This window comes from Pseudogemmobacter sp. TB195, from assembly GCF_058313095.1.
On record NZ_JBZEGG010000017.1, the window covers coordinates 89,356 to 113,167 of the forward strand.

Annotated in this window: 17 protein-coding genes; 6 read left to right on the forward strand and 11 right to left on the reverse strand. The window is 65.0% G+C overall.

Going from position 1 to position 23,812, the window contains the following annotated elements:
- Positions 1-100 precede the first annotated feature (100 nt).
- From AC4FS3_RS17640 to AC4FS3_RS17660, 5 genes are all read right to left on the reverse strand, one after another.
- Positions 101-664: a sarcosine oxidase subunit gamma gene (locus tag AC4FS3_RS17640; RefSeq protein ID WP_283177523.1), complete on the reverse strand. Its 564-nt coding sequence runs from the start codon at positions 662-664 to the stop codon at positions 101-103.
- A complete protein-coding gene (locus tag AC4FS3_RS17645) occupies positions 657-3,668 on the reverse strand; it encodes a sarcosine oxidase subunit alpha family protein (protein WP_491021623.1) in 3,012 nt (1,003 codons plus the stop codon). Before AC4FS3_RS17645 ends, AC4FS3_RS17640 begins: the two co-directional genes overlap by 8 nt.
- A complete protein-coding gene (locus tag AC4FS3_RS17650) occupies positions 3,665-3,988 on the reverse strand; it encodes a sarcosine oxidase subunit delta (RefSeq protein WP_491021624.1) in 324 nt (107 codons plus the stop codon). The genes AC4FS3_RS17645 and AC4FS3_RS17650 overlap by 4 nt, the downstream gene beginning before the upstream one ends.
- A 150-nt stretch (positions 3,989-4,138) precedes the next feature.
- The gene (locus tag AC4FS3_RS17655) at positions 4,139-4,702 is read right to left on the reverse strand and encodes a hypothetical protein (protein ID WP_491021625.1); all 564 of its coding nucleotides are present in this window, start codon (positions 4,700-4,702) and stop codon (positions 4,139-4,141) included.
- Positions 4,702-5,949: a sarcosine oxidase subunit beta family protein gene (locus AC4FS3_RS17660; RefSeq protein WP_491021626.1), complete on the reverse strand. Its 1,248-nt coding sequence runs from the start codon at positions 5,947-5,949 to the stop codon at positions 4,702-4,704. The genes AC4FS3_RS17655 and AC4FS3_RS17660 overlap by 1 nt, the downstream gene beginning before the upstream one ends.
- Positions 5,950-6,248: 299 nt before the next feature.
- On the opposite strand from AC4FS3_RS17660, the gene ccmI reads away from it, so the two are divergent.
- Genes ccmI through AC4FS3_RS17675 form a run of 3 tightly spaced genes read left to right on the forward strand, consistent with a single transcriptional unit; the run spans position 6,249 to position 8,495 of the window.
- The gene (ccmI, locus tag AC4FS3_RS17665; protein WP_491021627.1) at positions 6,249-7,694 is read left to right on the forward strand and encodes a c-type cytochrome biogenesis protein CcmI; all 1,446 of its coding nucleotides are present in this window, start codon (positions 6,249-6,251) and stop codon (positions 7,692-7,694) included.
- Complete coding sequence (gene ruvX / locus AC4FS3_RS17670; protein WP_198836449.1) at positions 7,691-8,167, forward strand: Holliday junction resolvase RuvX; 477 nt, start codon at positions 7,691-7,693, stop codon at positions 8,165-8,167. The genes ccmI and ruvX overlap by 4 nt, the downstream gene beginning before the upstream one ends.
- The gene (locus AC4FS3_RS17675; RefSeq protein WP_491021628.1) at positions 8,160-8,495 is read left to right on the forward strand and encodes a DUF1289 domain-containing protein; all 336 of its coding nucleotides are present in this window, start codon (positions 8,160-8,162) and stop codon (positions 8,493-8,495) included. Before ruvX ends, AC4FS3_RS17675 begins: the two co-directional genes overlap by 8 nt.
- Positions 8,496-8,896: 401 nt before the next feature.
- Here AC4FS3_RS17675 and AC4FS3_RS17680 read toward each other — a convergent pair whose 3' ends face one another.
- The 3 genes from AC4FS3_RS17680 to AC4FS3_RS17690 form a co-directional block, all read right to left on the reverse strand.
- Positions 8,897-9,250: a hypothetical protein gene (locus AC4FS3_RS17680; protein WP_491021629.1), complete on the reverse strand. Its 354-nt coding sequence runs from the start codon at positions 9,248-9,250 to the stop codon at positions 8,897-8,899.
- Positions 9,251-9,539: 289 nt separating this feature from the next.
- Positions 9,540-11,120, reverse strand: coding sequence for a chaperonin GroEL (gene groL, locus AC4FS3_RS17685; RefSeq protein WP_491021630.1), 1,581 nt, complete (start codon positions 11,118-11,120; stop codon positions 9,540-9,542).
- Positions 11,121-11,251: 131 nt separating this feature from the next.
- Complete coding sequence (locus AC4FS3_RS17690) at positions 11,252-11,494, reverse strand: hypothetical protein (protein WP_491021631.1); 243 nt, start codon at positions 11,492-11,494, stop codon at positions 11,252-11,254.
- A 152-nt stretch (positions 11,495-11,646) separates the two neighbouring features.
- Here AC4FS3_RS17690 and AC4FS3_RS17695 point away from each other — a divergent pair, with 152 nt between their 5' ends.
- The 3 genes from AC4FS3_RS17695 (at position 11,647) to AC4FS3_RS17705 (ending at position 14,375) form a co-directional block, all read left to right on the forward strand.
- Positions 11,647-12,381, forward strand: coding sequence for a Crp/Fnr family transcriptional regulator (locus AC4FS3_RS17695; RefSeq protein WP_491021632.1), 735 nt, complete (start codon positions 11,647-11,649; stop codon positions 12,379-12,381).
- Positions 12,382-12,660: 279 nt separating this feature from the next.
- Entirely contained in the window at positions 12,661-12,942 is a 282-nt protein-coding gene (locus AC4FS3_RS17700) for a hypothetical protein (protein WP_283177515.1), read from the forward strand.
- A 545-nt stretch (positions 12,943-13,487) separates the two neighbouring features.
- Positions 13,488-14,375: a transglutaminase family protein gene (locus tag AC4FS3_RS17705; protein WP_491021633.1), complete on the forward strand. Its 888-nt coding sequence runs from the start codon at positions 13,488-13,490 to the stop codon at positions 14,373-14,375.
- 39 nt (positions 14,376-14,414) lie between these two features.
- Here AC4FS3_RS17705 and AC4FS3_RS17710 read toward each other — a convergent pair whose 3' ends face one another.
- From AC4FS3_RS17710 to AC4FS3_RS17720, 3 genes are all read right to left on the reverse strand, one after another.
- The gene (locus tag AC4FS3_RS17710) at positions 14,415-22,745 is read right to left on the reverse strand and encodes a glycoside hydrolase family 94 protein (RefSeq protein WP_491021634.1); all 8,331 of its coding nucleotides are present in this window, start codon (positions 22,743-22,745) and stop codon (positions 14,415-14,417) included.
- 152 nt (positions 22,746-22,897) lie between these two features.
- Positions 22,898-23,032 (reverse strand): hypothetical protein, encoded by a 135-nt coding sequence (locus tag AC4FS3_RS17715; RefSeq protein WP_283177512.1) that lies wholly within the window; start codon positions 23,030-23,032, stop codon positions 22,898-22,900.
- A 438-nt stretch (positions 23,033-23,470) separates the two neighbouring features.
- Positions 23,471-23,698, reverse strand: a complete 228-nt coding sequence (locus AC4FS3_RS17720; protein WP_283177511.1) for a hypothetical protein — start codon at positions 23,696-23,698, stop codon at positions 23,471-23,473.
- Positions 23,699-23,812 lie beyond the last annotated feature (114 nt).

Sequence of the window (23,812 nt, forward strand, 5' to 3'; positions counted from 1 at the left end):
GGCCAATGCCAAATCGCTTTTGCGATGCAGAATAACTGCAAGCCAGACCCGTCAGAAACGGATCTGTGCGGTATTAATCCCGGCCCGGAAGCGTCGCCGGTCAGAGTTCGCTGCCCGCCTGCGCCGCATGGGTCAGAAGACCCATGACATAGCCCGCGACCGAGCGGAAGCAGACCAGCGTATAGCCACAATCTGTCCCCGCTGCTGCGACCGGCCAGAAGGCCGCCGCCACCTGGGCAAAGCGCGAACGGCGGATCTCGTCCGCCTCCACCTTATCCAGATCGGCCGGGGTCAGCTTGCGCAGCACCTGATCGGCCTGCGGCCCGGTCACGCGAAACACCGCCCGCGCATCCGAGACATCGACCGCCAGATGATGCGCGCCTGCCATCGCCACCGCAATCGCGGCAAGCGCTTTCGCCACATCGGCGTAAGGCAGGACGAGCAGGAATTCGTCATTGCTCATCCAGCCGCAGCTGTTCGCGCCCTGATGGGTGATCCTGCGCGCCCCGGGCAGATCGCAGCCGGTTGCGGCTTTGATCGCCGCCTCCAGCCCCTCAGTGCCGGGCTTGGCGCGCAGCGTGATCATCCCCAGCGGGCCGATCTCTTCCACGCGGGCAAAGCCCTGGGCGACCGCGCCTTGCAGGGCAGAAACCGGATCAGACATTCTGCTTCTCCCCTTCCTTGTCATAGAAAACCGGGTCAACAACCTTTGCCGCGACCGAGACACCGCCGGTCATCGCGGTGAATTCGACCACTTCGCCCATCCGTGCCGGGCCGTCTTTCAGAAGCCCCATCGCGATGCCTCTTTTCAGCGTCGGCGAATGATAGGTCGAGGTGATGCGGCCCTGGGAATTGCGGAACCCGTATTCATTGGTGCCCGCCGCGATGACATAGGCGCCATCGGGGATCACCGATCCGTCCAGGCTTTCAAAGCCCACCAGCTTCCAGCGGTCTTTTGCGGCGAGGAAGGTGCGCTGCTGGCCGCGCTTGCCGAGGAAGTCTTCTTTCTTCTTCGAAATCGCCCAGTCGAGGTTGAGATCCTGCGGGATCACCGTCCCGTCGGTTTCGTCCCCGATCATGATAAAGCCCTTTTCGGCGCGCAGGACGTGCAGGCCTTCGGTGCCATAGGTCTGGAGACCGAACTCCTGGCCTTCGTCGTAAAGCAGTTCCCAGAAGGCAAGCGCATGGCTCGCAGGCACCGCGATCTCGTAGCTCAGCTCGCCCGAGAAAGAGATGCGGTGAACGCGGACCGGGAAGCCCGCAAGCTCGCCATCCCTGAAGGTCATGAAGGGCAGCGCCTCTTTCGAGACATCCATCCCGCCAAGTTTTTCCAGCAGTTTCCGGGCATTGGGGCCGACAACCGCGATCTGGCCATATTGCTCGGTCAGGTTGGCGGTATAGACCTGCCAGTCCCACCATTCGCATTGCAGCCAGTCTTCCATCCAGCCATGGATCCGGTCTGCCCCACCGGATGTGGTGTGGCAAAGCCAGGTGTCTTCGGCGATGCGGATCACCACACCGTCATCCGACAGGAAGCCCTGTTCGTTGCACATCAGCCCGTAGCGGCATTTGCCGATCCCGAGATTAGACATGACATTCGTGTAGAGCATATCGAGGAATTTCCCCGCATCCGGCCCTTTCACGAGAATCTTGCCCAGCGTCGAGGCATCAAGCAGGCCCAGCCTTTCGCGGGTGTTCAGCACCTCGCGGTTGACCGCCTGGTCATGCGTTTCGCCCGCACGCGGATAGGTATAGGGCCGCTGCCAGAGGCCGACCGGCTCCATATAGGCGCCATGGGCGAGGTGCCAGTCATGCATTGGCGTCTTGCGCAGCGGCTGGAAGATGTCGCCGCGTGCCTCACCCGTCAGCGCGCCGATCGTGACGGGCGCATAAGGCGGGCGGAAGGTTGTGGTGCCGACGCGCGGGATCTCTTCACCCAAAGCATCAGCAAGCACTGCGAGCCCGTTGATATTCGAGAGTTTTCCCTGATCCGTCGCCATGCCGAGCGTGGTATAGCGCTTGGTATGTTCGACCGAGACATAGCCTTCGCGCGCGGCAAGCTGCACGTCAGAGACCTTCACGTCATTCTGGAAATCGAGCCACATTTTCGATTTCAGATCGATCCCCGCCGAGGCCGGCATGATCCAGACCGGCAGCATCGCGCCCTCTTCGACCACATCCGCCGAAGCAGTCGCAGCCGCGCCCGTCTTATGGCCAGTGGCCTCAACCGCCAGAGCCGCCTGCGCGGCCGCATCGCTCAGCGCCTCTGCCGCCGCCAGCGCGCCATTGGCCGCGCCTGCCGGGTAGACCATGGCGGTGCCGTCCTCACCCAGCGGCGGGCGGGTGGCATCGGGGCGGAACAGCGCACGCGCCTCGTCCCAGATCAGCTTGCCGCCGCAATGCGACCACAGATGCACGACCGGCGACCAGCCGCCCGACATGGCGACCGCATCGCAGGCGATGTCTTCCACCGCGCCCCCCTCACCGGCCTGGAGGCCGATGGCGACGCCGGTGACGCGCTTGCCGCCTTTCACCTTAACGATGCCGCGCCCGGTCTCGATCCGGATGCCCATCGCACGGGCGCGGGACGGCAGCTCGCCGGAGGTCGAGGCGCGCGCATCGACCACGGTGACCTCTAGCCCCGCCTCTTTCAGCGTGATCGCAGTGCGGTAGGCATCGTCATTATTGGTGACGACAACCGTGCGCTCGCCAGGCGAGACCGCGAAATTCACGGCATAATCACGGCTGGCAGAGGCCAGCATGACGCCGGGAATATCATTGCCGGCAAATGACAGCGGCCGTTCCAGCGCGCCGGTTGCGGCAATGACTTTGGTGGCCCGGATGCGCCAGAGGCGTTTCCTCGGCCGCCCGTCGCCGGGGGTGTGATCGGCGATGCGTTCCTCGGCCAGAACATAGCCGTGATCATAGACGCCCGAGACCATCGTGCGTGCGCGGAAGCTGACATTTTCCATCGCGCCAAGGGTCTGCAGCGCCTGGGCGATCCAGGCTTCGGCCGGTTTGCCGTCGATGATATCGCCATCGACCGGCGCGCGGCCGCCCCAATGCGCGGTCTGTTCGAGGAGGAGCACTTTCGCGCCCGAAGCCCCCGCAACCAGCGCCGCCTGCAGGCCCGCAATACCGCCGCCCGCAATCAGGATATCGGCATGGCCATAGGTATATTCGTAGCGGTCGGCATCTGCCTCTTCCGGCGGTTTGCCGAGACCGGCCGAGCGGCGGATGACCGGCTCGAAGAGATGTTTCCAGGCCGAACGCGGATGAATGAAGGTCTTGTAATAAAAGCCCGCCGGCAGGAAGCGCGCGAGCTTGTTGTTCACCGCGCCAATGTCGAATTCCAGCGAGGGCCAGTGGTTCTGGCTGGCGCTGGTCAGCCCGTCAAAGAGCTCGGTCGTGGTGACGCGCTGATTGGGTTCAAACCGCGCGCCCTCGCCCAGGGCCACCAGCGCATTGGGTTCTTCCGGGCCCGAGGCCATGATACCGCGCGGGCGGTGATATTTGAACGAACGCCCGACCAGCAGCTGATCATTGGCCAGAAGCGCCGAGGCCAGCGTGTCGCCGGCAAGCCCGTTCAGCTTTTTGCCGTTAAAGGTGAATTCCATCCGGGCCGATCGGTTGATCAGGCGCCCGCCTTTTTGCAGCCTCGCGCTCATTTCCAGCCCTTCCAACCCGGCTGTTTCGCCAGGATCTTTGCTATCAGTTCTGCAGGGGGTTCCGTGGTCTGGGCCGGATAGGTCCCGAAGACCTCGAGCGTCGCGGTGTCGCGCGCGGCAAGGAACCATTTGCCGCAGCCATAGGCATGGCGCCAGCGTTCAAAATGCACGCCTTTGGGGTTCTTGCGCGCGAACATATAGGTCTCGAATTCGGCATCAGAGGAGCCGGGGCCGAACCGTTTCAGATGCGCCTCGCCACCGGGGGCAAGTTCGGTTTCCTCGGCTTTGACGCCGCAGCAGGGACATTCAAGGATCAGCATTGGTGCGCCCTCGGGCTGGCCGCGAGCCGGGGGCGCTGCCCCCCGCGCCGCAGGTTACAGGAACCGGTGGCGCAACCTGCGGCGAACCCCGGGATATTTTTGGACAGAAGACTATAGTGAGAAGCCAGGGCGCGCAGGCCCGGCAGGCGTTCATGCGGCATGGCGAAGCTCCGGTGTTGCGAGTTGCACGGTTTCCTCCCCGGGAAAACGATCCGGACAAAGAAGCCGGAGGGCCTCGCCTTCAAATTTACGGGTGCGGACCAGCTCAAAGAGCTGCGGTTCGCCATCTGCCTTTGCGAGTGCAATGTCGCCCGTGACGGGGGGGCCGAACGGCATTCCCTCTGCCACGGAAAACCGGATACTGCGGCGCGTTTCGTCAGAGCACTCCAGGCTGCCGGTTATCCCTGCACGAGAAGAGAATTGCCCCTCGATCTCCGTTGCAAGGCAGGTAAGCTCTGCCGCTCTGACACAGGCCAGCGCATTCCAGCTATAGCCAGAGCCAGACCGGCCTGAGAGATAGGCCGGCTGCGAAGGGTCATAAAAGAGGATAAGATCGGCCTCGGTCTCGTCTTCTGCGACGAAGCTGAAATGCCAGCCGAACTGGATGGGCCCGCCGGGCGTTTCCTTGCCCAGCTCATACCAGATCCAGGTGCCTGGCAGCGTCAGCACCGCAATAACTGGCAGAGATATCATTGCCATCGTGGTGACGCGCATCAATGGGCCACCCCTGCGGCGACGGATTCGTCGATGAAGCGGCCCTCTTTGAAGCGCCACATGTCGAATTCCCGGGCCAGAGCGCCCGGCTCGCCTTTGGCGATCAGCTCGGCCATCGCCCAGCCGGATCCCGGGATCGCCTTGAAGCCCCCCGTTCCCCAGCCGCAATTGATGAAGCAGTTTCCGAGCGGGGTTTTCGAGATGATCGGCGAGCGGTCGCCGGTCATATCGACGATGCCGCCCCATTGGCGCAGCATCTTGAGCCGCGAGATGATCGGGAAAGTCTCAACCAGGGCGCGCAGCGTTTCCTCGACATGATGGAAGGAGCCACGCTGGGTATAGTTGTTAAAGCCGTCAGTGCCGCCGCCGATCACCAGCTCGCCTTTGTCGGACTGGCTGATATAGCCATGGACGGTATTGGCCATCACGACGATATCGAGCACCGGCTTGATCGGTTCCGAGACCAGCGCCTGAAGCGCGATCGATTCGATCGGCAGCCGGAAGCCCGCCATTTCTGCGAGCACGCCGGAATGACCGGCCACGACGATGCCGAGCTTTTTGCAGGAGATCTCGCCACGCGTGGTCTCGACCCCTGTCACCACGCCGTTTTCCTGACGCACGGCGGTGACTTCGCAATTCTGGATAATGTCCATGCCCATGTCGGAACAGGCCCGCGCATAGCCCCAGGCCACAGCGTCATGGCGGGCTGTGCCGCCCCGCGCCTGCCACTGACCGCCCAGAACCGGATAGCGCGGCCCGTGCAGATTGATGATCGGCACGACCTTTTTGACCTGCCCGGGCTCCAGCCATTCGGTGGTGACGCCCTGCAGCTGGTTCGCGTGAACCGTGCGCTTATAGCCCCGGACCTCGTGATGGGTCTGCGCCAGCATCAAAAGACCGCGCGGCGAGAACATGATATTATAGTTCAGATCCTGGCTCAGGTTTTCATAAAGCGCGCGCGCCTTTTCGAAGATCGCCGAGGAGGGATCCTGCAGATAGTTCGAGCGGATGATGGTCGTATTGCGGCCGGTATTGCCGCCGCCGAGCCAGCCCTTCTCGATCACCGCGACATTCCTGATGCCATGATTTTTGCCAAGATAATAAGCCGTTGCGAGACCATGACCGCCAGCGCCGATGATGATCGCGTCATAGTGCTTCTTCGGTTCGGGCGAGGCCCAGGCCTTTCCCCAGCCGGAATGGTAGCGCAACGCCTCGCGGGCAAGGGCAAAGACCGAATAACGCCTCATCTGGTGAACCTCCGCCGCGCGTTTCGCATGTCGCTTTCATATCCGCCGATTTCCGCTCATGCCCCTGCCCGGCCCGTAGTCGTGACCAGGGCGGTCGGGGAATGCAGGCCCGGAATCCGGCCTCTTATCTTCTGCCCGACAGCTGGAAAACGCCACCGCCTTCACGCGGCACAATCGGGAAAATTGCGACACCGCGACCTCGTGGAGGCCCCGGCAAGACCGCAGGCATGTAGCCGCGTGCCGGGCTGCGTCGATTGGCCCGGCAGCGCGGGCTTTTGCAAAGCCGGTAAAACCATTACATGACCCACAGGGTTGATGTGCGGATGATGGGGCGGATGATGGATGGACTGGGCGATGCCACCGGGTTCTGGATGGTGGCGGCGATGCTTGCGGGCGGGATTGCGATCCTCCTGACCCTCAGCCTGGTCTTTGCCCGTCGCACCCCGCCGGAACCAGAACTCGCACGCGATATCAGGCTTTATCGCCAGCAGCTTGCCGGGATCGGGCAGGAAGAGGCACGCGGGGGGCTCACCGGGGCCGAGGCGCAGCGGCTTAAGGCTGAAATCGGGCGCCGTCTGCTGGAGGCAGACCGTCTGAACCGGCGCGCGGTATCGGGTGCGGGCTCGTCGCGCGATCTGGTGCTGGCGGCGGGGGTGATCGTGCTTGCAGTGGCGGGGGCGGTCTTTCTTTATCTGCACCTCGGGCGGCCCGGTCAGCCTGATCTGCCAATGGCGACGCGGCTGGCCGAGGCCGAATCCCGCATGGCAACCCGGCCCTCACAGGCGGTCTATGTCGCAAATCTTCCCCCGATCATCCCGGCCGAGCCGGAGCCGGATATGGTCGAGCCGCTGCAAAAGCTGCGCGAAACGGTGGATCCGGCGGTGGCTGACAACCTCCAGGGCCTCGGGCTGCGCGCGACCATCGAAGCGCGGCTGGGGAATTACGCCGATGCGATCCTCGCGCAGCGGCGTCTGATCGAGGTGCGCGGTGCTGAGGCCAGTGCAACCGATTACAGCTTTCTGACACTTTTGCTGGTGGAACAGGCCTCTGGCTATGTCTCGCCCGAGGCCGAGGCCGAGGTGGTCCGGGGCCTTGGCCTTGACGGGCGCGCCGCGCTGGACCGGGTGGCGGATCTTTTGCTGGCCGCAGCCCAGGGCTTCCAGCCCCAGGGCGAGGACCGCGCGGTGCTGACGGCGCTGCCGCCGGTCAGCGAGGCCACCGGCCCCCTCTTCCTCTTTGCCGGCGAGCTCTATGCCCAGGGCGGGCGGCCGGACCGGGCCTTCGCGCTCTGGCGGCCGCTGATCGAACAGGGGCCGCAGGATGGTTTCTGGGTGCCGCGCCTGCGCGATCAGATCCGGGCTGCGGCCTGGTTTGCCGGGGCCTGGGATTATCAGCTGCCCGAGGCAGATGCCGCAGAACCCGCCGCCCGGGACACAGCGCTGCGTGGGCCAGGTGCCGAAGACATCGCGGCCGCCGCCGGCAAGAGCGAGGCCGAGATCGCCGAGATGGCGGCGGGCATGGTTGCGGGCCTCAGTGCGCGGCTGCAAAACGAGGGTGGCTCGGGCGCAGAATGGGCGCAGCTGATCCGCGGCCTTGTGGTGCTGGGCCGGGTCGACGAGGCGCGGGACATGCTCGATCACGCCCGCAGCGCCTGGCCGGAGGGGGCTGAGGGCACTGAGGGCTCTGAGCGTGCGCTGATCGAAGCCGCCGCCAAAGCCATCCCGGCAGAAGAGGTTTCCCCATGATCCTTGACGATATCTCGGAGCTGATGGCCGAACTGCCGCCCTCCGGCGCGATCATCGGCCTGGATCTGGGCACCAAAACCATCGGCGTCGCGATCTCGGACCTGCGCCGCTCGGTCGCCACGCCGACACTCGTGATCCGGCGCGAGAAATTCACCCTCGATGCCGCGCGGCTGCTGGAGCTGATAAAGGCGCGCGAGGGGAAGGCGATCGTGCTGGGCCTGCCGCTGAACATGGATGGCAGCGAGGGGCCAAGGGCACAATCGACCCGCGCTTTCGCCCGCAATCTGGAAAAGCTGACGCCGCTGCCGATCACCTGGTGGGATGAGCGGCTGTCGACTGTTGCGGCAGAAAGGGCGCTTCTCGAGGCGGATGCGTCGAGAAAACGTCGGAAAGAGGTGATCGACGCGGTGGCGGCAGGCTATATTCTGCAAGGCGCGCTGGACCGGCTGGACCAGATCGCGCGCCATGGATGAGCGCGGTGCCGATGACCAGATGTCCGATGACCGCCGGACCGGTGACCGCATGACCCAAGATCCGGGGCCGAAGACAGAAAGGCATATCGTGAAGGACGACATCTGGGCCCGCAACGAGATCGAGAGCCCCTGCGTGAAGATCTGTGTGATCCATTCCGACGCGAAGATCTGCGTCGGATGCTACCGCACGCTTTCCGAGATCGGCGCCTGGTCTTCGATCCCCGCGCCCGAGCGCCGGCGTATCATGGATGAGCTTCCCTCGCGCGCGGCCTCGCTGGTAAAGCGCCGGGGTGGCCGCGCGGCCCGGCTCGGCCGGGGCGAGGATTAAGGGCCCAGTCGGAGGCCCTGCCCCCGCGCGGCTTTGCCGCGTCCCCAGGAATATTTAAGGACAGATGAAAGGGCATGGATCCGATGTCATCTGCCTCTGGTTTTTCCCGTGGAAAGTGACAAAGGGCCACCCGAAAAGCGTCGCCGCCGGATCCGCGCCTCCAGCGCGCGGTCGTGCAACTTTGCGCGCCAGGGGATGGGTCGGGATCATCGCGCAGTGCCGCCTGGCCGTTGCAAAGATCTGAGACGCGGCGGCTCTGCACATGGTGTTCCGTGCCGAAGATCTGCCCCTGCGCAAACGCCAGCGCGCCCCGGGATGATCCCGGGGCGCGCTGCAGGACCAGGCAATCGGGCCGCACAATGCGCCGGCCTGATCGAAATCTTATATGATCAGAGCCGCGATCAGGCGGTGGGAAGCTCCAGCGCGGCAAGGCATGCCGTCGCAAGTGCGCGATCCGGCGCTTCACGTCCGGGCATCGTCGCCCAGCCGGTCGCAATCAGCGCATCGCGCCTGCCAGGAGTTGTCGCCTGGCGGATCGTCGCGATCTTGGTCACACGCTCGGGATCGGCGGCAGACATTGCCAGACAGACCGGGACAAGGGCGGCAACGGTCTGCTCGCTCGCCGCGGTCTGTGCCATTCGGCTGGCGCCGCCTGCGGTAGACCATCCCGCCCATCCGAAGCCGATCACAGCCACCGCGATACCGCCGAGGATAGCGCCATAAATGCCGGGTTTGAGCCATTCAGGAGGTGTCATCTTTGCGTCCTTTCAGGATGCAGGCGTCGTGGGCGAAAAAAATGAGCGGATGCGGATCACCGGCAGATATTGTCTTGCAGCCAGAGAGATTGATCTGAGGTCAGTGGCGACCTGAACCACTCCGTCCGGGTCAGTCACTTTTACAGGCTGGCCGGCCCCCCGGGGCTGATCGATGTTAGGATTGGCTGCGAGGTTTCAGGGTCCTTGCCGAAATTCGACAGATTCAGACCGCCAGAGCGCTGCCGGGGCCGGCCACGCGGCAGAAGATCTTGCCGGCAGCCCTGCGTCTTCACCGGTGCTCGGCGATCATCACTTCTGTGGTGATCAGAAGGCCCGCAACCGATGCGGCATCTTCCAGTGCGATACGCACCACCCTGGCCGGGTCCAGGATCCCCGCCTCGAACATGTCGACAAAGGTTCCGGTCTGCGCATCATAGCCATAGCCGGGACGTCCGACCTCAGAGATCTTCCCCGCGATGACGGCCCCATCGGCTCCGGCGTTCACGGCAATCTGGCGCAAGGGGGCCTGCAGCGCCCTGCGGATGATCCTGATCCCGGCATCCTGATCGGGATTGTCCCCTTTCAGATCCGCCAACAGCTTGCCGGCAAGCAAAAGCGCCACCCCGCCACCGGGGACCACGCCCTCTTCGACGGCCGCGCGTGTCGCATGGATCGCATCATCAATCCTGTCCTTGCGCTCGGTCACCTCGGTCTCGGTGGCGCCACCAACACGGATCACAGCAATGCCGCCCGCAAGACGTGCCAGGCGTTCCTGCAGTTTCTCTTTGTCATAATCCGAAACCTGCTCCGCGATCTGCGCGCGGATCCGGCTGACCCGTGCGGCGATTGCCGCCTTGTCCCCCAGGCCGTCGATGATGGTCGTAGTGTCCTTACTGACGAGGATTTTCCTCGCCTTGCCCAGCCGGGCCAGGGTCACATCCTCAAGCCGCGTTCCCAGATCGGCCGAGATCACCTCGCCCCCGGTGAGAATGGCGAGGTCCTCCAGCATGGCCTTGCGGCTTTCGCCGAAGCCGGGAGATTTCACCGCGACAACCTTCAGCCCCGCCCGAAGCCTGTTGACGACCAGCATCGCAAGCGCCTCGCCACTGATGTCTTCGGCGACGAGCAGAAGCGGCCTGTCGGCCTCCAGCACCTCCTCAAGCAGCGGCAGCATCGGCTTCAGCGCCGACAATTTGCTGTCGAGCAGCAGGATCACACCGTCTTCAAGCACGACACTCATCTTCTGCGGATCGGTGATGAAATGGGGGCTCAGCCAGCCGCGGTCGAATTGCATGCCTTCGACCATTTCGGTCGTCGTCTCCCTGCCTCTGGCGTCTTCGACGGTGATCACGCCCTCTTTGCCAACCCGCTGCATCGCATCCGCGATCTGGCGGCCGATGGCCGCGTCGCCATTGGCCGAGATCGCGCCGACACGGGCAATCTCGTCACTGTCAGTGACCGGGCGCGACATATCCCTGAGACCTGTGACCGCGAGACGCACGGCCCTGTCAATGCCGCGCTTCAGATCCATCGGGTTCATGCCGGCGGCCACGGCTTTCATGCCTTCACGGACAATGGCCTGCGCGAGCACCGTCGCGGTCGTCGTGCCGTCTCCGGCCTCGTCATGAGTGCGGGATGCCACCTCCCGCACGAGGCGCGCGCCCATATTGCCGACCCTGTCCGAAAGCTCGATTTCCTGCGCCACAGTCACGCCGTCATTGGTGATGCGCGGCGGCGCAAGGCTCCGGTCCAGGATGACGTTGCGCCCCTTTGGGCCAAGGGTGATCCTGACCGTATCGGCAAGGATATCAATGCCTTTCATCATCCGGCTGCGGGCTTCATCGCCGAATATGACATCTTTTGCAGACATGCTGTTTTGCTCCTCGCGCTTCGATATCGTGCAGGCGGGGACACCACCCGGCGACCGCCGGGGATGGCCGCATCTGCGGGCCATCTGGTCTGTGCCTCGCAAAGCCCAGCGGACTGGCAGGTCCGCCCTCTTCAGCCCCGGTGCAGACCGGACGAGTTCATGCCGGCGCTGATCCCGTTGATCAGGCCGGCAACGCTCTGATGCATTTCCATCTCTGCTGCATCTCCCACCGCATTTTCATGCGCCGCCGCCGCATCGCGCAAAATTCCGGCGATTTCGCTCTCGGGCAGAAGCCTGTGGTCACTGATGGCCAGCAAAAGCGCCTCGCAGATGGAAAGCGCTGCCATGCCTGCATGATCTGTCTGGACGGGCATCACGCGTGGTCCTTTTTGGTGTATAAGGGATCAGGACAAGACAGAATCCCGATGCGCTGCTGTATCCTGACAGGAAGCACTGCAGGGCGGACTGATCCAGAGTAGCCTCACCGATCCAATTTCTGCATTCCGCCCCTTTTCGGGAGACGCCGTTGAAGCTTGTCGAAAGCAGTGCCCTGACCCGGAAACTCTCGGCCTTTGTGGCCCTCTCCGAGGCTGATCTGGAAACGCTTGCGCGCTTTCATCACCGGCGCAGAACCTTTCCTGCCGGGCATACGATGATGCATGAAGGCCAGTCCAACGCTTCCGCCTTTATCCTGGCCGAAGGCTGGGCCTGTTCTTACAAGATGCTGCCTGATGGCGGGCGTCAGGTTATCAACTTCCAGATTCCCGGCGATTTTCTGGGGTTGCGCAGCATTCTGTTTCGCACCTCGGACCTCAGCCTCGAGGCGCTGACAGATATCGAAGCATCCGAGGTCTTCGCGCCGGATATTCTCGGCGCCTTTGCCAGAGCGCCCCGGCTTGCAACCGCTGTGCTCTGGGCGTCCTCGCGGGACGAGGCGATGATGGTCGAGCATCTGGTCAACCTTGGGCGCCGCTCGGCGGTCGAGCGTATGGCGCATCTGCTGCTGGAACTCGGGGCACGGCTGAACCTAGTCGGGGTTGGCGACAGGACGGGGTTCTCCTGCCCGCTGACGCAATACCACCTGGCCGATGCGCTTGGCCTGAGCGCCATCCATGTCAACCGGGTGCTGCGGCAGTTGCGGGAGGACGGACTGGTCACCTTCCAGAAAGGCAGGGTTGTCTTCAACGACCTGACCCGGCTGCAATCCCTCGCGGGCTTCGATACGGCCTATATGGATCATGAAGGCCCGCTGTTGCGCTGAACAGGTTGGCCGGGACGACAGGCGGATGGCACGGGGCCGCATCAGGGGATCAATTCGGGCAGCCCTGGGCTGTTTTTCACCCGGTCCGTGCCAGATCGGCGGCCCGCCCCAGGAAATCCGACCGCCTGCGTCCATGTTGCTGTATTTTTAAAGAAAGCTAACACCCATCAGCCCCGGCCCTGCCCGCCTGTCCTATGTTTGACCAGACCTTGCCGTCGCATGTCTGCGGGTCTGACGCGACGCGCGGGCATGCCATTCAGACCTGATCGGAGGCCACAGATGAACATTCGGTCATCCAGGAAGCGCGTGTCTTTCGCCCATTCCTTCACCTTGCCCGGCTACGTGGACCAGCTCCCCGCCGGGCCTTATGATATCCTCATCGAGGAAGAGCTTTTGCAGGGGCTGAGTTTCGAGGCCTGGCGCAGAACCTCAACCTATATAATGGTCAGCGACCGCTCCGGTCGGGATGAGATGCGTCCCGTCACAGAGAAAGACCTGGAAGCCGCCGTATACCGCGATCTGGCGCCACGCCCGCCAGGGGTCGCGCAAAATGAGCGATGATCCGGGAAACCCCGATCTCCGGCGCCGCCCCGGGGGCCAGGTGGCAGCAGATCTCCGCCGTCATGTCGCCTGCGCCGTCGAAGCCGGTCACAAGGAACGGTATAAACGACCGGGCGGGGTGGAAGGCCTGCGCAACATTACAGGGGCGGATCTGCGGTCTCTTTGGGACGACAAAGGCCCGGGAGGCAGGGATGCTGAAACCGATCCGGCGCGTGCCCGCAGATCAGGCGCGGCTGACCGGGCGCGGTCGGATGCGGGAGGCAGGGGGCGGGCGGCTGAGTGCGGGGTGGCCGACAGAGCCATGAACGCGGATGTGCCGGACGAGCCCCTTGTGCAACGTGCCCTGGCGGATTCGCCGAAAGAGCGTTTCTGTCTGCGTTGCGCGACGGCGTTCCCGAGCGAAGGGTTCGGCGAACGCATCTGCAAACGCTGCAAAGGATCGCATTCCTGGAAAAACCCCGCAAACCTCCATCACGCAACACCCCGGAAGACCTGAGGAGCTCACAGGCGTCGGGGCTGCTCCACAGGACAGAACTGGATGCCGGTTGACCATTCTCACAACATTTCACAAAACGCTCTATCGCTACCGCACCGAGGTCTTTCTTGGGCAACACCGGCTGATGCTGCGCCCGCGTGAATCGCGGGATCTGCGCCTGCTGTCCCATAGCGTTTCCGTGTCTCCGGACGCGGACATGACCTGGGCGCATGATGTGGCGGGCAATACCGTTGCCACAGCAACATTCGCAGACCCTGCGGCCTATCTCGAGATCGAGAGCCGGACGCGGATCGAGCTGACGGCGCAGGTCTGGCCCGTCTTCTCCATCGCGGCTCCGGCGATAAACTGGCCCTTCCGCTACCCTGATGACGAATGGAGCGATCTTGGCGCATTATCCGCGCCACAATATGCTGATCCGGAAGGTCACCTCCTCCGCTGGGCCGAAGGCTTTGTCTACAGCCGCCCGACCGACACGCTGTCCCTGCTGAAGGATATCAGCAACGGGGTGGCCAACCAGATTTCCTATCAATGCCGCGAAACCGAAGGCACCCAGACGCCACTCGAGACGCTCCGGCGTGGCTGGGGCGCCTGCCGGGATTTTGCGGTCCTGCTGGCCGAAGCGGTGCGTGTTCTGGGATTTGGCGCCCGTATCGTGTCGGGCTACCTGTTCAACCCTCAGAGTGAACTGCAGGGCACGGCCGGGCCGGGCTCGACCCATGCCTGGACCGAGATCTATGTCCCCGGCGCGGGGTGGATCACCTTTGATCCGACCAATCGCAGCGTCGGCCCGAAGAACCTGATTCCGGTGGCCGTGGCCCGCGACGTGCGTCAGATCGTGCCTGTCACGGGCAGCTTCACCGGCCGCAGTGACGCGCTGATCGAAATGGCGGTCACTGTCACTGTCTCGGAAGACGCTTGCGCAGAGCCGCCCGGCTGAGACGCCTTGCGCAAGCGGCCGGATTGCGGCGGCCTCCGCTCAGGCAGCGCCGGTCTGAAGGTGGATCCTGAGCCGATGCTGCGCGCCGTCCAGGGCGACCCGCATCTCGCCGCCCTGCGCGGTTACCGACCCTTCCGGTTCAGTGCTTCCCTGCGTCACGCTTACATCAAGGCTGGTGCCGGCGATGCGCAGCTTCGCGGCAAAGCCCGGCCAATGGGCAGGCAGACAGGGGGCGATCCGCAGATAGCTCCCCTCGCGCCGGATGCCCAGAATGCCTTCGACCGCCGCGCGATACATCCAGGCCGCTGAGCCGGTATACCATGTCCAGCCGCCCCTGCCCTCATGCGGGCTGACAGAATAGACATCGGCCGCCACAACATAGGGTTCGACCTTGTAGCGTTGCGTGTCTTCCGGTGTCAGCGCGTGATTGACCGGGTTCAGCATCGCGAAAAGGCGCGCGGCCCCGTCACCATCTCTCAGCTTTGTCCGCGCCAGCACCGCCCACATCGCCGCGTGGCTGTACTGGCCGCCATTCTCGCGCAATCCGCGAGGGTAGGCCGCGATATAGCCCGGATCGGGGCCAGATCCGGGATCAGCCTTGTCAAAGGGCGGAGTGAACAGAAGGGCGATACCCGGTTTCGGACGGATCAGGTGCCGGTCGAGCGAGGCCATGGCCTGCGCGGTGCGCACGGGGTCAGCCTGCCCCGACAGCGCCGCCCAGCTTTGCGCAATGGAATCGATCCGGCACGCGGAGCTTGCGGCAGAGCCAAGCCATGTGCCGTCGTCAAAGGTCGCGCGGCGGTACCAGTCTCCGTCCCAGGCTTCGCGCTCAAGTGCCATGCGCAGCCCGTCGGCATGCGCCTGCCAGCGCGCGGCACGGGCCGGATCGCGGCTCACCGCCAGGGGAAGGAAGCGGCGCAGCGTGTCAAGCAGCAACCAGCCAAGCCAGACACTCTCGCCCCGCCCGCCCTCGCCCACCCGGTTCATGCCATCATTCCAGTCGCCCGTCCCGATCAGCGGCAGGCCAAGCCCGCCTGTGAGCGTGATCGCCCGGTCCAGCCCAAGCGCACAATGCTGCCAGAGCGCCGCCTTGCTGCTTGAGATATCGGGCAGGAAGAAGGCATCATGCTGGCCGGGTGCCAGGCCGGGCCCTCCGATAAAGGGGACCTCCTCGTCCAGCACCGACGTATCGCCCGTCACCGAAACATAATCGGCGACGGCATAGGCCAGCCAGACGCAATCATCCGAGATCCTCGTGCGGACGCCCTGCCCGGAATGCGGCAGCCACCAGTGTTGCACGTCGCCCTCGGGGAACTGCCGTCCGGCTGCGCGCAAGAGATGCGCGCGCACCCGGTCGGGCTGCGGCACAGTCAGCGCCATGCCATCCTGCAACTGATCGCGAAAGCCATAGGCCCCGCTGGCCTGATAAAACCCGGCCCGGGCCTGCACCCGGCAGGCCAGCGTCTGGTATTGCAGCCAGCCGTTTACCATGATGTCGGTCGCGCGGTCGGGTGTCGTGACCTGAACCGTACCAAGCACCGCTTCCCAATGCGCCTCGACCTCGGCCAGCAAGGCATCAGGATCGCTTGCGCGCAGGCGGAGGATAAGGCTTTGCGCCTCTTCGGCAGAGGCCGCCTGGCCGAGGAAGTGGTCCGTGACGACCTGTTCTCCGGGCGCCAGGTCCACCTGGCGTTCCAGCGCCATGCAGGGATCAAGGCCCGCGCCGCTAAGGCCAGAAAGCGCTTGCCCGGGGCCCAGCGCCAGGGGGCTGGCCAAAGTGCCGCCCCGACCCAGAAACCCGGTGCGATCAGCGGTGAAGCCGCATTGCGCACCCGCCATATCGACGAACATGACCCGGTCCGGAAAGGCGATGTTCCACGGATTGCGGGCAAAGAGCGCGCCGGTTTCTGCATCGTGGCCGGTGATCAGGAACGGCGCAGCGCCCGCACGCGACGGGCCCATGACCGGCTCGGCATAGCTGATTAAAGTCAGCCGCCTTGGCTGCCCCGAAAGGTTCCGCAACGTCAGGCGCGAGATCCGGACCGGGTCGGTCAGCGGGACGAAGTGCAGCAGATCAAAGCCGATCCCGCCCGCCTCATGGCGGAACCGGCTGTAGCCAAAGCCATGACGCGCGATATGGCGGCCTGGCTGGTGCAAGGGCGCGGCGGTGGGCGAGAACACCTCGCCGGTGGCGTCATCGCGGATGTAGAACGCCTCGCCCGCCGGATCTGCCACGGCGTCGTTCGACCAGGGGGTCAGGCGGTTCTCACGGCTGTTCTCTGCCCAGGCGCTGGTGCTGCCGGTGGCAGAGACGTGAAAGCCAAAGCTGTCATTTGCGATGACATTGATCCAGGGCGCGGGGGTTGGGGTGCCCCCGTCAAGGACCGTGACATATTCCCGTCCCTGCCGCGCAAAGCCGCCAATGCCGTTGAAGAACTCCAGCTCTTCGACCGGAGACGGGCTCTCAGTGGCAGGGCGCTGCCACAGGCGCGGCGCGGCTGCCGCCTCTTCGTCACTATCCTCCGACAGGATCGCGGCGATCTGTTCGGCCATGGGGCCGCGCCGTGCCACCAGAAGCACCCGTGCCACCGAAATCAGCAGCGCCCGCGCCTCGGGTGAAATCAGGTCAGCGCGCAAGGCACAGGTCTGCCCTCCGCCGCTGCCCCCTGCAGAGCGCGCGCCCCGCAGCGCGGCGTCGATTGCCGATTGCAGCCCCTGCACATAGGAGGAGGGATGCTCGTTCAGGATTACGAGATCCACCGCGAGGCGTTTGCCGCGCCAGTATTCCTGCGCCAGCAGCACCTCATGCACCTGCGCCATGTCATCGGCATCATCGATGCGCAGCAGCACGATGGGCAGGTCGCCCGAGACCCCCATCGGCCAGAGCGCCGATTGTTTGCCCGCCCCCCTGGCAATCAGATCGGGCCGGGCGCGAAAGCGCGGATCGCTGAACAGGATCGGCGCAGTCAGCCGCTGAAACGCCGCCGCCTGCAGCGGGGTCGCACCGAGATGGCGCAGCTGAACCTGGGCCTGGGTCCAGGCCAGGGTGCGGGCGCGGTCAAAGGCGCTGCGATCATGGTGGCGGTCAATCAGGTCCAGCAATTCGGCCCGGCCCGGCGCGGCCACGGTCCAGAATGCCAGCCGCACCGTGCCGCCGGAGGCGATCCTGACGCGCTGGCGCAGCGCAAAGACCGGATCAAGCACCGTGCCGGTGCCGCCCACCAGCCTGCCCCCGGGCCTCAGCGCCTGCGCCGAGGACATGTCATTGTCGCGCCCGATAAAGGCGGCGCGGTCGGTTTCAAATTCCATTGCCGCCGCAGCCTCCCCCTCGACCGTCAGGAAATGGGCGGCCCAGACCGGTGCCTCATCAGGCGTGCGCGACCTGCGCGTGGCAATGATCGCCCCGAATTCGGGCAGATATTCCGTCTCGACGAACATCCGCGCAAAGGCCGGATGCGCCGCATCTGCCGCCGGTGTGGTCAGCGCGAGGCGGAGGTAAGAGGTCAGCTCCACCTCGCGCGGGCGCCGCGAGGAAGAGCTGATCGAAACGCGCCGCACCTCGGTGTCGTCCTCGCCCGAGACCAGGACATCCATTGTCGTGGTCAGCGTGCCCGCACGATGCGCAAACAGGGCGCGATCCTCGAAGTACTGCACTTCGCGGTCTTCGGCCCCGGCTGAGCCTGCAACCGGATAAAGGCGCCCATCCGCCAGATCCCGCAGCCAGATCCTGAGACCATCGCTGTCGCAGGTCGGATCGGGTTGCCAGCGCGTCAGCGCGATGTCGCCCCAGCGGGTATAACCGCCGCCCGTTGCGGTCAGCATCACCGAAAGCTGCCCGTTCGACAGCAGATGGCTGAACGGCGGCCCCTGCGGCGGGCCCGTGATCTGCGCCATACGCTGAATGTCGAGCGCGGTCGTGCTGTCTGGAACAACAACCGCCTCGGGTCGCGGGGTCACCGCCGGAATGTCGCGCGGAATGCGTTCCTGCAACAGGAGCTCGGTGGCGCGGATCATCGGCTCGGCATGGAAATGCGCCCTCATGCGGCCGGAATGCAGAACATTCGCGATGGCAACGATGGTCATGCCCTGATGATGCGCCATATAGCTGCGCACCACCGCAACGGCCTGGCCTTCGGGCAGCCGCGAGGGGGTGAAATCCAGCGCCTCATAAAAGCCGTAGCGCCCGCGACCGCCTGTCGCCTCCAGCGCGGCATAGTTTTGCTGAGCCCTGACCGGCGCGAACATCGCTGCAAGCCCGGTGGCATAGGGGGCCACCACCAGATCGGTGGCAAGCCCGCGCTTCAGCCCCATCCCCGGGATGCCAAAGGTGGAATACTGGTAATTCATATCCAGATCGCGGGCATTGAAGCCGGATTCTGATATGCCCCAGGGAATGCCGCTCTGGCGGCCATAGGCGCGCTGCCAGGACACCACCTGCCGGTTGGTCTGATCCAGCAGGCTTCCAGCAGGCTCCTCCATCACCAGCGCCGGCATCAGATATTCGAACATCGAGCCCGACCAGGAGACCAGCACCGAACCGCCCCGCGCCGGCCTGGCCGAGCGGCCCAGCCGGAACCAGTGACGCACCGGAACATCGCCTTTGGCGATGGCAAAAAGACTTGCCAGCCGGGCCTCGGATGCCAGCAGATCATAGCAGCTCTCGTCAAGGGCGTTGTCGTCACGCGACCAGCCGATCGACAGGAGCTTGCGATCGGGATCAAAAAGGAAGGCGAAATCCATCGCCAGCGCCATTTCCCGTGCCTTTGCTGACAGGGCGTGCAGGCGCGGCGGCAATGCTTCGGGATCATGCGGATGGGCATTGCAGGTGCATTGATCGCACAGGGCCTGCAACCATCCCCGCAGGCTGTCAGCCAGCGGATCGCTCGCCAAAGCGCCCTTTGCCTTGACGGCGAGACGCAGGATGGCAGGCCAGGCAATGCCCTCGCCCGGGGCGAGGATCGCGGCTTCCAGATCGTCGAGCAGCGCGCTGATCCCGGAAACATCTCCCCCCAGTGACCGGCGGGCAAGGCTGAGCGTGTCGGTGAGACCCGCGCGTTGGGTTTCGCTGTCCGGCAAGCCGTCATCCATCGCCCAGGCGTCGCAGGCATTTGCCAGGGCGATCAGATGTCCCGCCAGATTGCCGCTGTCCACCGAAGAGACATAGGCCGGGCTGAGCACCTCGCCGTCCAGGGTCCGGTACCAGTTGTAAAAGTGGCCCTTTTGCTTCGGCAGCGCCTGCATCGTGGCAAGCGTCGCCTCCAGCCGCGCAGTGGCCTCGATTGTTCCGATCCAGCCGAAATCGCGCGCCGCCACGCAAGACAGCAGATAGAGGCCCATATTGGTGGGCGATGTGCGGGCCGCTGTCAGCGGCACCGGAATTTCCTGAAAATTGTCGGGCGGCAGGTGTCTGTGCTCCGCAGTCACAAAGGTCTCAAAGTAGGACCAGGTGGCGCGGGCAATCAGCCGCAGATCCCGCGCCGCATCGGGGGTAAGGGTCTCCTGCGGCGACCGGGCCGATGCATGGCTGATCCGCCAGGCAATCAACGGCGCACAAAGCCACAATGCTGCAAAAGGCAGCGCGAGCGGCGCCGCTGCGGGCGCAATGAGCACAGCCACCCCCACGAGCGCAACGCCAAGGCCGATGCCGCCGGCCATGAAACCTGCAAGGCGCCACGGCCCGGGTCTCGCCCCGCCCGCGGCCTGCGCCGCCGTGGTCCATTGCAGCAGATGGCGGTGCGAAACGCCGGTCCGCCACAGACTGCGCAGGATCGCATCCATCATCCGCCAGGCGGTATCGGCAAGGAATGTCACCGCCAGCCCGACCCGCAGGCCCGTCATCGCCAGATCGCCCGCCGCCTGGCGCAACAGGCCCGACAGATCCAGCCCGGCCCGGTGCGGAATCAGCCCGAGAACCGCCGGCCACACCAGCGGCACTGCCAGAGCGGCGAGCAGCAGCAGCGTCGCCGCCAGTGCGGCCCCTCCCGGCAGCACCCATCCCAGCACCAGCGCCGCCAGCATCGACGGCGCGATCAGCGAGCGACGCAGCGTGTCGGCCATCCTGACCCGTCCCAGCACCGGCACGGCGGGCGCAAAAAGCCAGCGCAGGAGCTGCCAGTCGCCCCGTGTCCAGCGATGCTGGCGGCGCGCTGCAATGTCGGTTCGACCCGGAAATGTCTCGACCAGCTCTACATCCGAGGCAAGACCGGCGCGGGCAAAGATCCCCTCCAGCAGATCATGGCTCAGCAGGGAGTTCTCGGGCACCCGACCGCGCATCGCGGCCTCAAAAGCGTCGATGTCATAAATGCCCTTGCCGGTGAAGGCGCCCTCGCCGAACAGATCCTGCCACAGATCCGAGGCTGCGGATGCATAGGGATCCATCCCGCCTGGACCGGCGCTGGCCTTGTGATAAAGCGTCGCCGGGGCACCCGGCTCCAGCGCCGGGGTGACGCGCGGCTGCAGGATGCCATAGCCACTTGTCACGCGCTGCACCTCCGGGTCAAGGACCGGTCGGTTCAGCGGATGGGCAATCTTGCCGATCAGACGCGCCGCGGTGTCACGCGGCATCCGGGTGTCGGCGTCCAGCGTGATGACATAGCGCACCGCAGCGGGAACGGCCGGCACCTGGCCGTCGGCTGTGCGAAAGCGGGTATCCGTCGCACCGCGCAACAGGCGGTTCAGCTCATGCAGTTTGCCGCGCTTACGCTCCCACCCCATCCAGACACCTTCGGCGGGATTGAACTGCCGGGGGCGGTGCAGATGCAGGAAGCGCGGACCGGCCGGCCCCGGCGGATAGCGGCGGTTCAGGGCGGCGATACCTGCCTCTGCCTGAGCCAGCAGCGCTGCATCTTCCGGCATAACCTCCTGCGGGGCATCCACATTATCCGTCAGCAGGATGAAGGTCAGATCGCCCCCTGCCCCGGAAAGGTGATGCACCTCCAGCGCCCCGATCTGGTCTTCCAGATCCTTGCTGCCGGTGACCAGAACCGGCACAACAACGACGGTGCGCAGCTGTTCCGGCACTCCGCCCCGCAAATCAAGACCTGGGAGCAACGTCGCCCCGAGGCCGGCGCCCGCCACCCGGTCCACCAGCATCACCGCAACGCCGCTGACCGGCAGCACCATCGCGAGGAGCCAGATGAGACCTTGGCCGCTGTCCGCCACCCAAACCGCGCAAAACGCCAGCAGGGCCAGCGTCAGACCGCAGATCGCGCCAAGATAGCCCCGCAAGCCCGCAGCGATCCCCCAACGGCGAAAGCGCTGCCGGGCAGAGGGGCGAAACCCGATCTGCCGCTCGAAAGCCTGCCGTCCGGCGGCGATCAGCGACCAGCCCGGATCGGCCTGCGCCTCTCCCGCCTGGTGTGCTTCTGTGCGGGCCCGCGCCTGTTCCACGACGGCAGTCTCGCTGAGCGCGCTGCCGCGCGACAGGTCTTCGATGGCGCTGCGGTACAGGTTGCGGCTGGAAAAATCCATCGCGCCATAGCCCGGCTGTTCCCGAAGCCGTGCCTCGACCAAACTGACACTTTCAAAGAGATCGGCCCAGTCAGTGGCCGAGATGCTGCGCATCGCGGTCACCACATTGCGCAGCGTGACGTTTGACGCCCCCTGCCGTTCCTGGGCGTGGCGCACGACCGTATCGATGCTGGTCCCCTGAGCCTCCAGCCGTTCCTCGAGCCAGCCAAGTGCCGGATTGGTGCGCGGATCGCGGTCGCGCAGGCGTTTGGCCAGCTGGGCCGCGAATACCTCTGACAGGGGGCCACGCGCGCGCCGTTCGACCTCGGGCAGCAGCGCCGCATGGGCTTGGCCTGGGGCACAGATCTGATCGGCAAGGCTGTCGGCCTCGGCCCGCTCGGCCCGGCCCAGCGTCATCTGATCGGCGAGCCGCCGCAGATTCTCGACCAGCACGATGCGCAGGGTGATGGCCACGGCCCAGAGCTCGCCGATCGTCAGCGGCTGGACCGTCTGATAGGCCAGCAGAAAGCGGCGCAGGATCTTCGGGTCGAAATGACTGTCGGTATGGGCGACAAAGGCCCAGGCGATACCGAAGACGCGCGGATACCCCGCAAACGGCCCCTCCGCCAGCTTGGGCAGAAGACGGTAATATCCATCGGGCAGATCGGTGCGGATCTCGCGGATCTGCGCTTCGACCAGATGATAATTGTCCAAAAGCCAGTCAGCCGCCGGAACCACATCATGCCCGGCAGCCACTTCTCTGGCGCTGGCCCGCCAGGCGGCGAGCAGGACCCTGGCATTGGCATCAAGCCTGCGGCGCAGCGGCGGCATCCTGTTGCGATGTGAGGCAACCGATTGTGCCGCGGCCAGCGTGACCGCGTGCTGCTCCAGCCGCTCTACGCTGAAAAGCTCTGCCCGCACAGGCGCGGTGTCCGACCAAAGGCCGGCAGAACCGGGGGACCCGCCTGCGGCGCCGGGAAACCCGCCTGCGGCGCCGGGGCCAGTCTCACCTCTCCTCTCCCTTGTTCCGCCCCCGTTTCGTAAGCGTGCCGCGGCCGAGAGGAGGAGGCGGATCAAGTCTTTTTCTTCTTTGGCGCTGCCGCCGCAAACAGGGCGCCCTTTTCGAACAGCGGTGCCGCGACGGGCGCGACCTTGACCTGCTTGGGCTTTTTCGCTTCGCGGTTGCCGCGTTTGTTTTCCCTGGCCACGAGATTATCCTTTGATGATCCGGCCCTGGGGCACGGATATGGGGTTCAGTCCCTGCAAAGGCAAAAGCCGCAGGGTCGGATCAGAACCGGGAACCGGAAACACCCCAGATCTTTGAGGTGCCGACAATTTCAGGGTATCAAGGCAAACGAGGTCAGGCGGAGACTTCTCGACGCATGACCAACGGTCGTAAGAACAAGATGGGGCCGGACAGCGCAGAAGACAAGGCGTGGATTGCGCAATCCGGACATCCCTACGAAATACCGCCGATGCCGCCAGCCCGGTGGCACATCACATCGCCACCCCGCCCCTGCCAGAAGGGGGCACGACGGCAGTACAGAAAGATGCGCCCCCATACCCGAAGAAGTGTGCAGCGGGATCTGTTGCCGTAGCCGGGGTCCTGTGGCTGACGAACAGATCGTCGACAACGGATCCTCGCCTTAAAAGCCAACCACGTCCGAGGCGGCACCTGACCCAACCACGCGAAAACGCTCGCGATTGGCCCTCACCTCATCCCAGCCCCGGCTTTTCATCAGTGCCTCGACCATGTCCCGACCGAAACCGATAAAGCAGCCCGCGCCATTGCCCTCGCCCGGCCCCTTCGCCCCGGAAATCAACGCCATCACCTCCGGGTGGGTAAAGGAAAACTCTGCCAGGAGCTGCGGCATCAGGATGGTGCAATCCTCTGGCGCGATGACCCGCGAATTCCCTTTTTTATGGTCTTGGCCGAGCAATGACAGAGCCAACGCAGGATCAGTGAAAGGGCGATCAGCGCAGCAAAC

What these genes read in the sequence shown, in the direction of transcription:
- groL (WP_491021630.1), bottom strand. Translation starts at nt 11,120, where the DNA reads ATGTCTGCAAAAGATGTCATATTCGGCGATGAAGCCCGCAGCCGGATG.
- AC4FS3_RS17720 (WP_283177511.1), bottom strand. Translation starts at nt 23,698, where the DNA reads ATGCCGCAGCTCCTGGCAGAGTTTTCCTTTACCCACCCGGAGGTGATG.
- ruvX (WP_198836449.1), top strand. Translation starts at nt 7,691, where the DNA reads ATGATCCTTGACGATATCTCGGAGCTGATGGCCGAACTGCCGCCCTCC.
- ccmI (WP_491021627.1), top strand. Translation starts at nt 6,249, where the DNA reads ATGACCCACAGGGTTGATGTGCGGATGATGGGGCGGATGATGGATGGA.
- AC4FS3_RS17680 (WP_491021629.1), bottom strand. Translation starts at nt 9,250, where the DNA reads ATGACACCTCCTGAATGGCTCAAACCCGGCATTTATGGCGCTATCCTC.
- AC4FS3_RS17700 (WP_283177515.1), top strand. Translation starts at nt 12,661, where the DNA reads ATGAACATTCGGTCATCCAGGAAGCGCGTGTCTTTCGCCCATTCCTTC.
- AC4FS3_RS17650 (WP_491021624.1), bottom strand. Translation starts at nt 3,988, where the DNA reads ATGCTGATCCTTGAATGTCCCTGCTGCGGCGTCAAAGCCGAGGAAACC.
- AC4FS3_RS17640 (WP_283177523.1), bottom strand. Translation starts at nt 664, where the DNA reads ATGTCTGATCCGGTTTCTGCCCTGCAAGGCGCGGTCGCCCAGGGCTTT.
- AC4FS3_RS17675 (WP_491021628.1), top strand. Translation starts at nt 8,160, where the DNA reads ATGGATGAGCGCGGTGCCGATGACCAGATGTCCGATGACCGCCGGACC.
- AC4FS3_RS17645 (WP_491021623.1), bottom strand. Translation starts at nt 3,668, where the DNA reads ATGAGCGCGAGGCTGCAAAAAGGCGGGCGCCTGATCAACCGATCGGCC.
- AC4FS3_RS17655 (WP_491021625.1), bottom strand. Translation starts at nt 4,702, where the DNA reads ATGCGCGTCACCACGATGGCAATGATATCTCTGCCAGTTATTGCGGTG.
- AC4FS3_RS17660 (WP_491021626.1), bottom strand. Translation starts at nt 5,949, where the DNA reads ATGAGGCGTTATTCGGTCTTTGCCCTTGCCCGCGAGGCGTTGCGCTAC.
- AC4FS3_RS17690 (WP_491021631.1), bottom strand. Translation starts at nt 11,494, where the DNA reads ATGCCCGTCCAGACAGATCATGCAGGCATGGCAGCGCTTTCCATCTGC.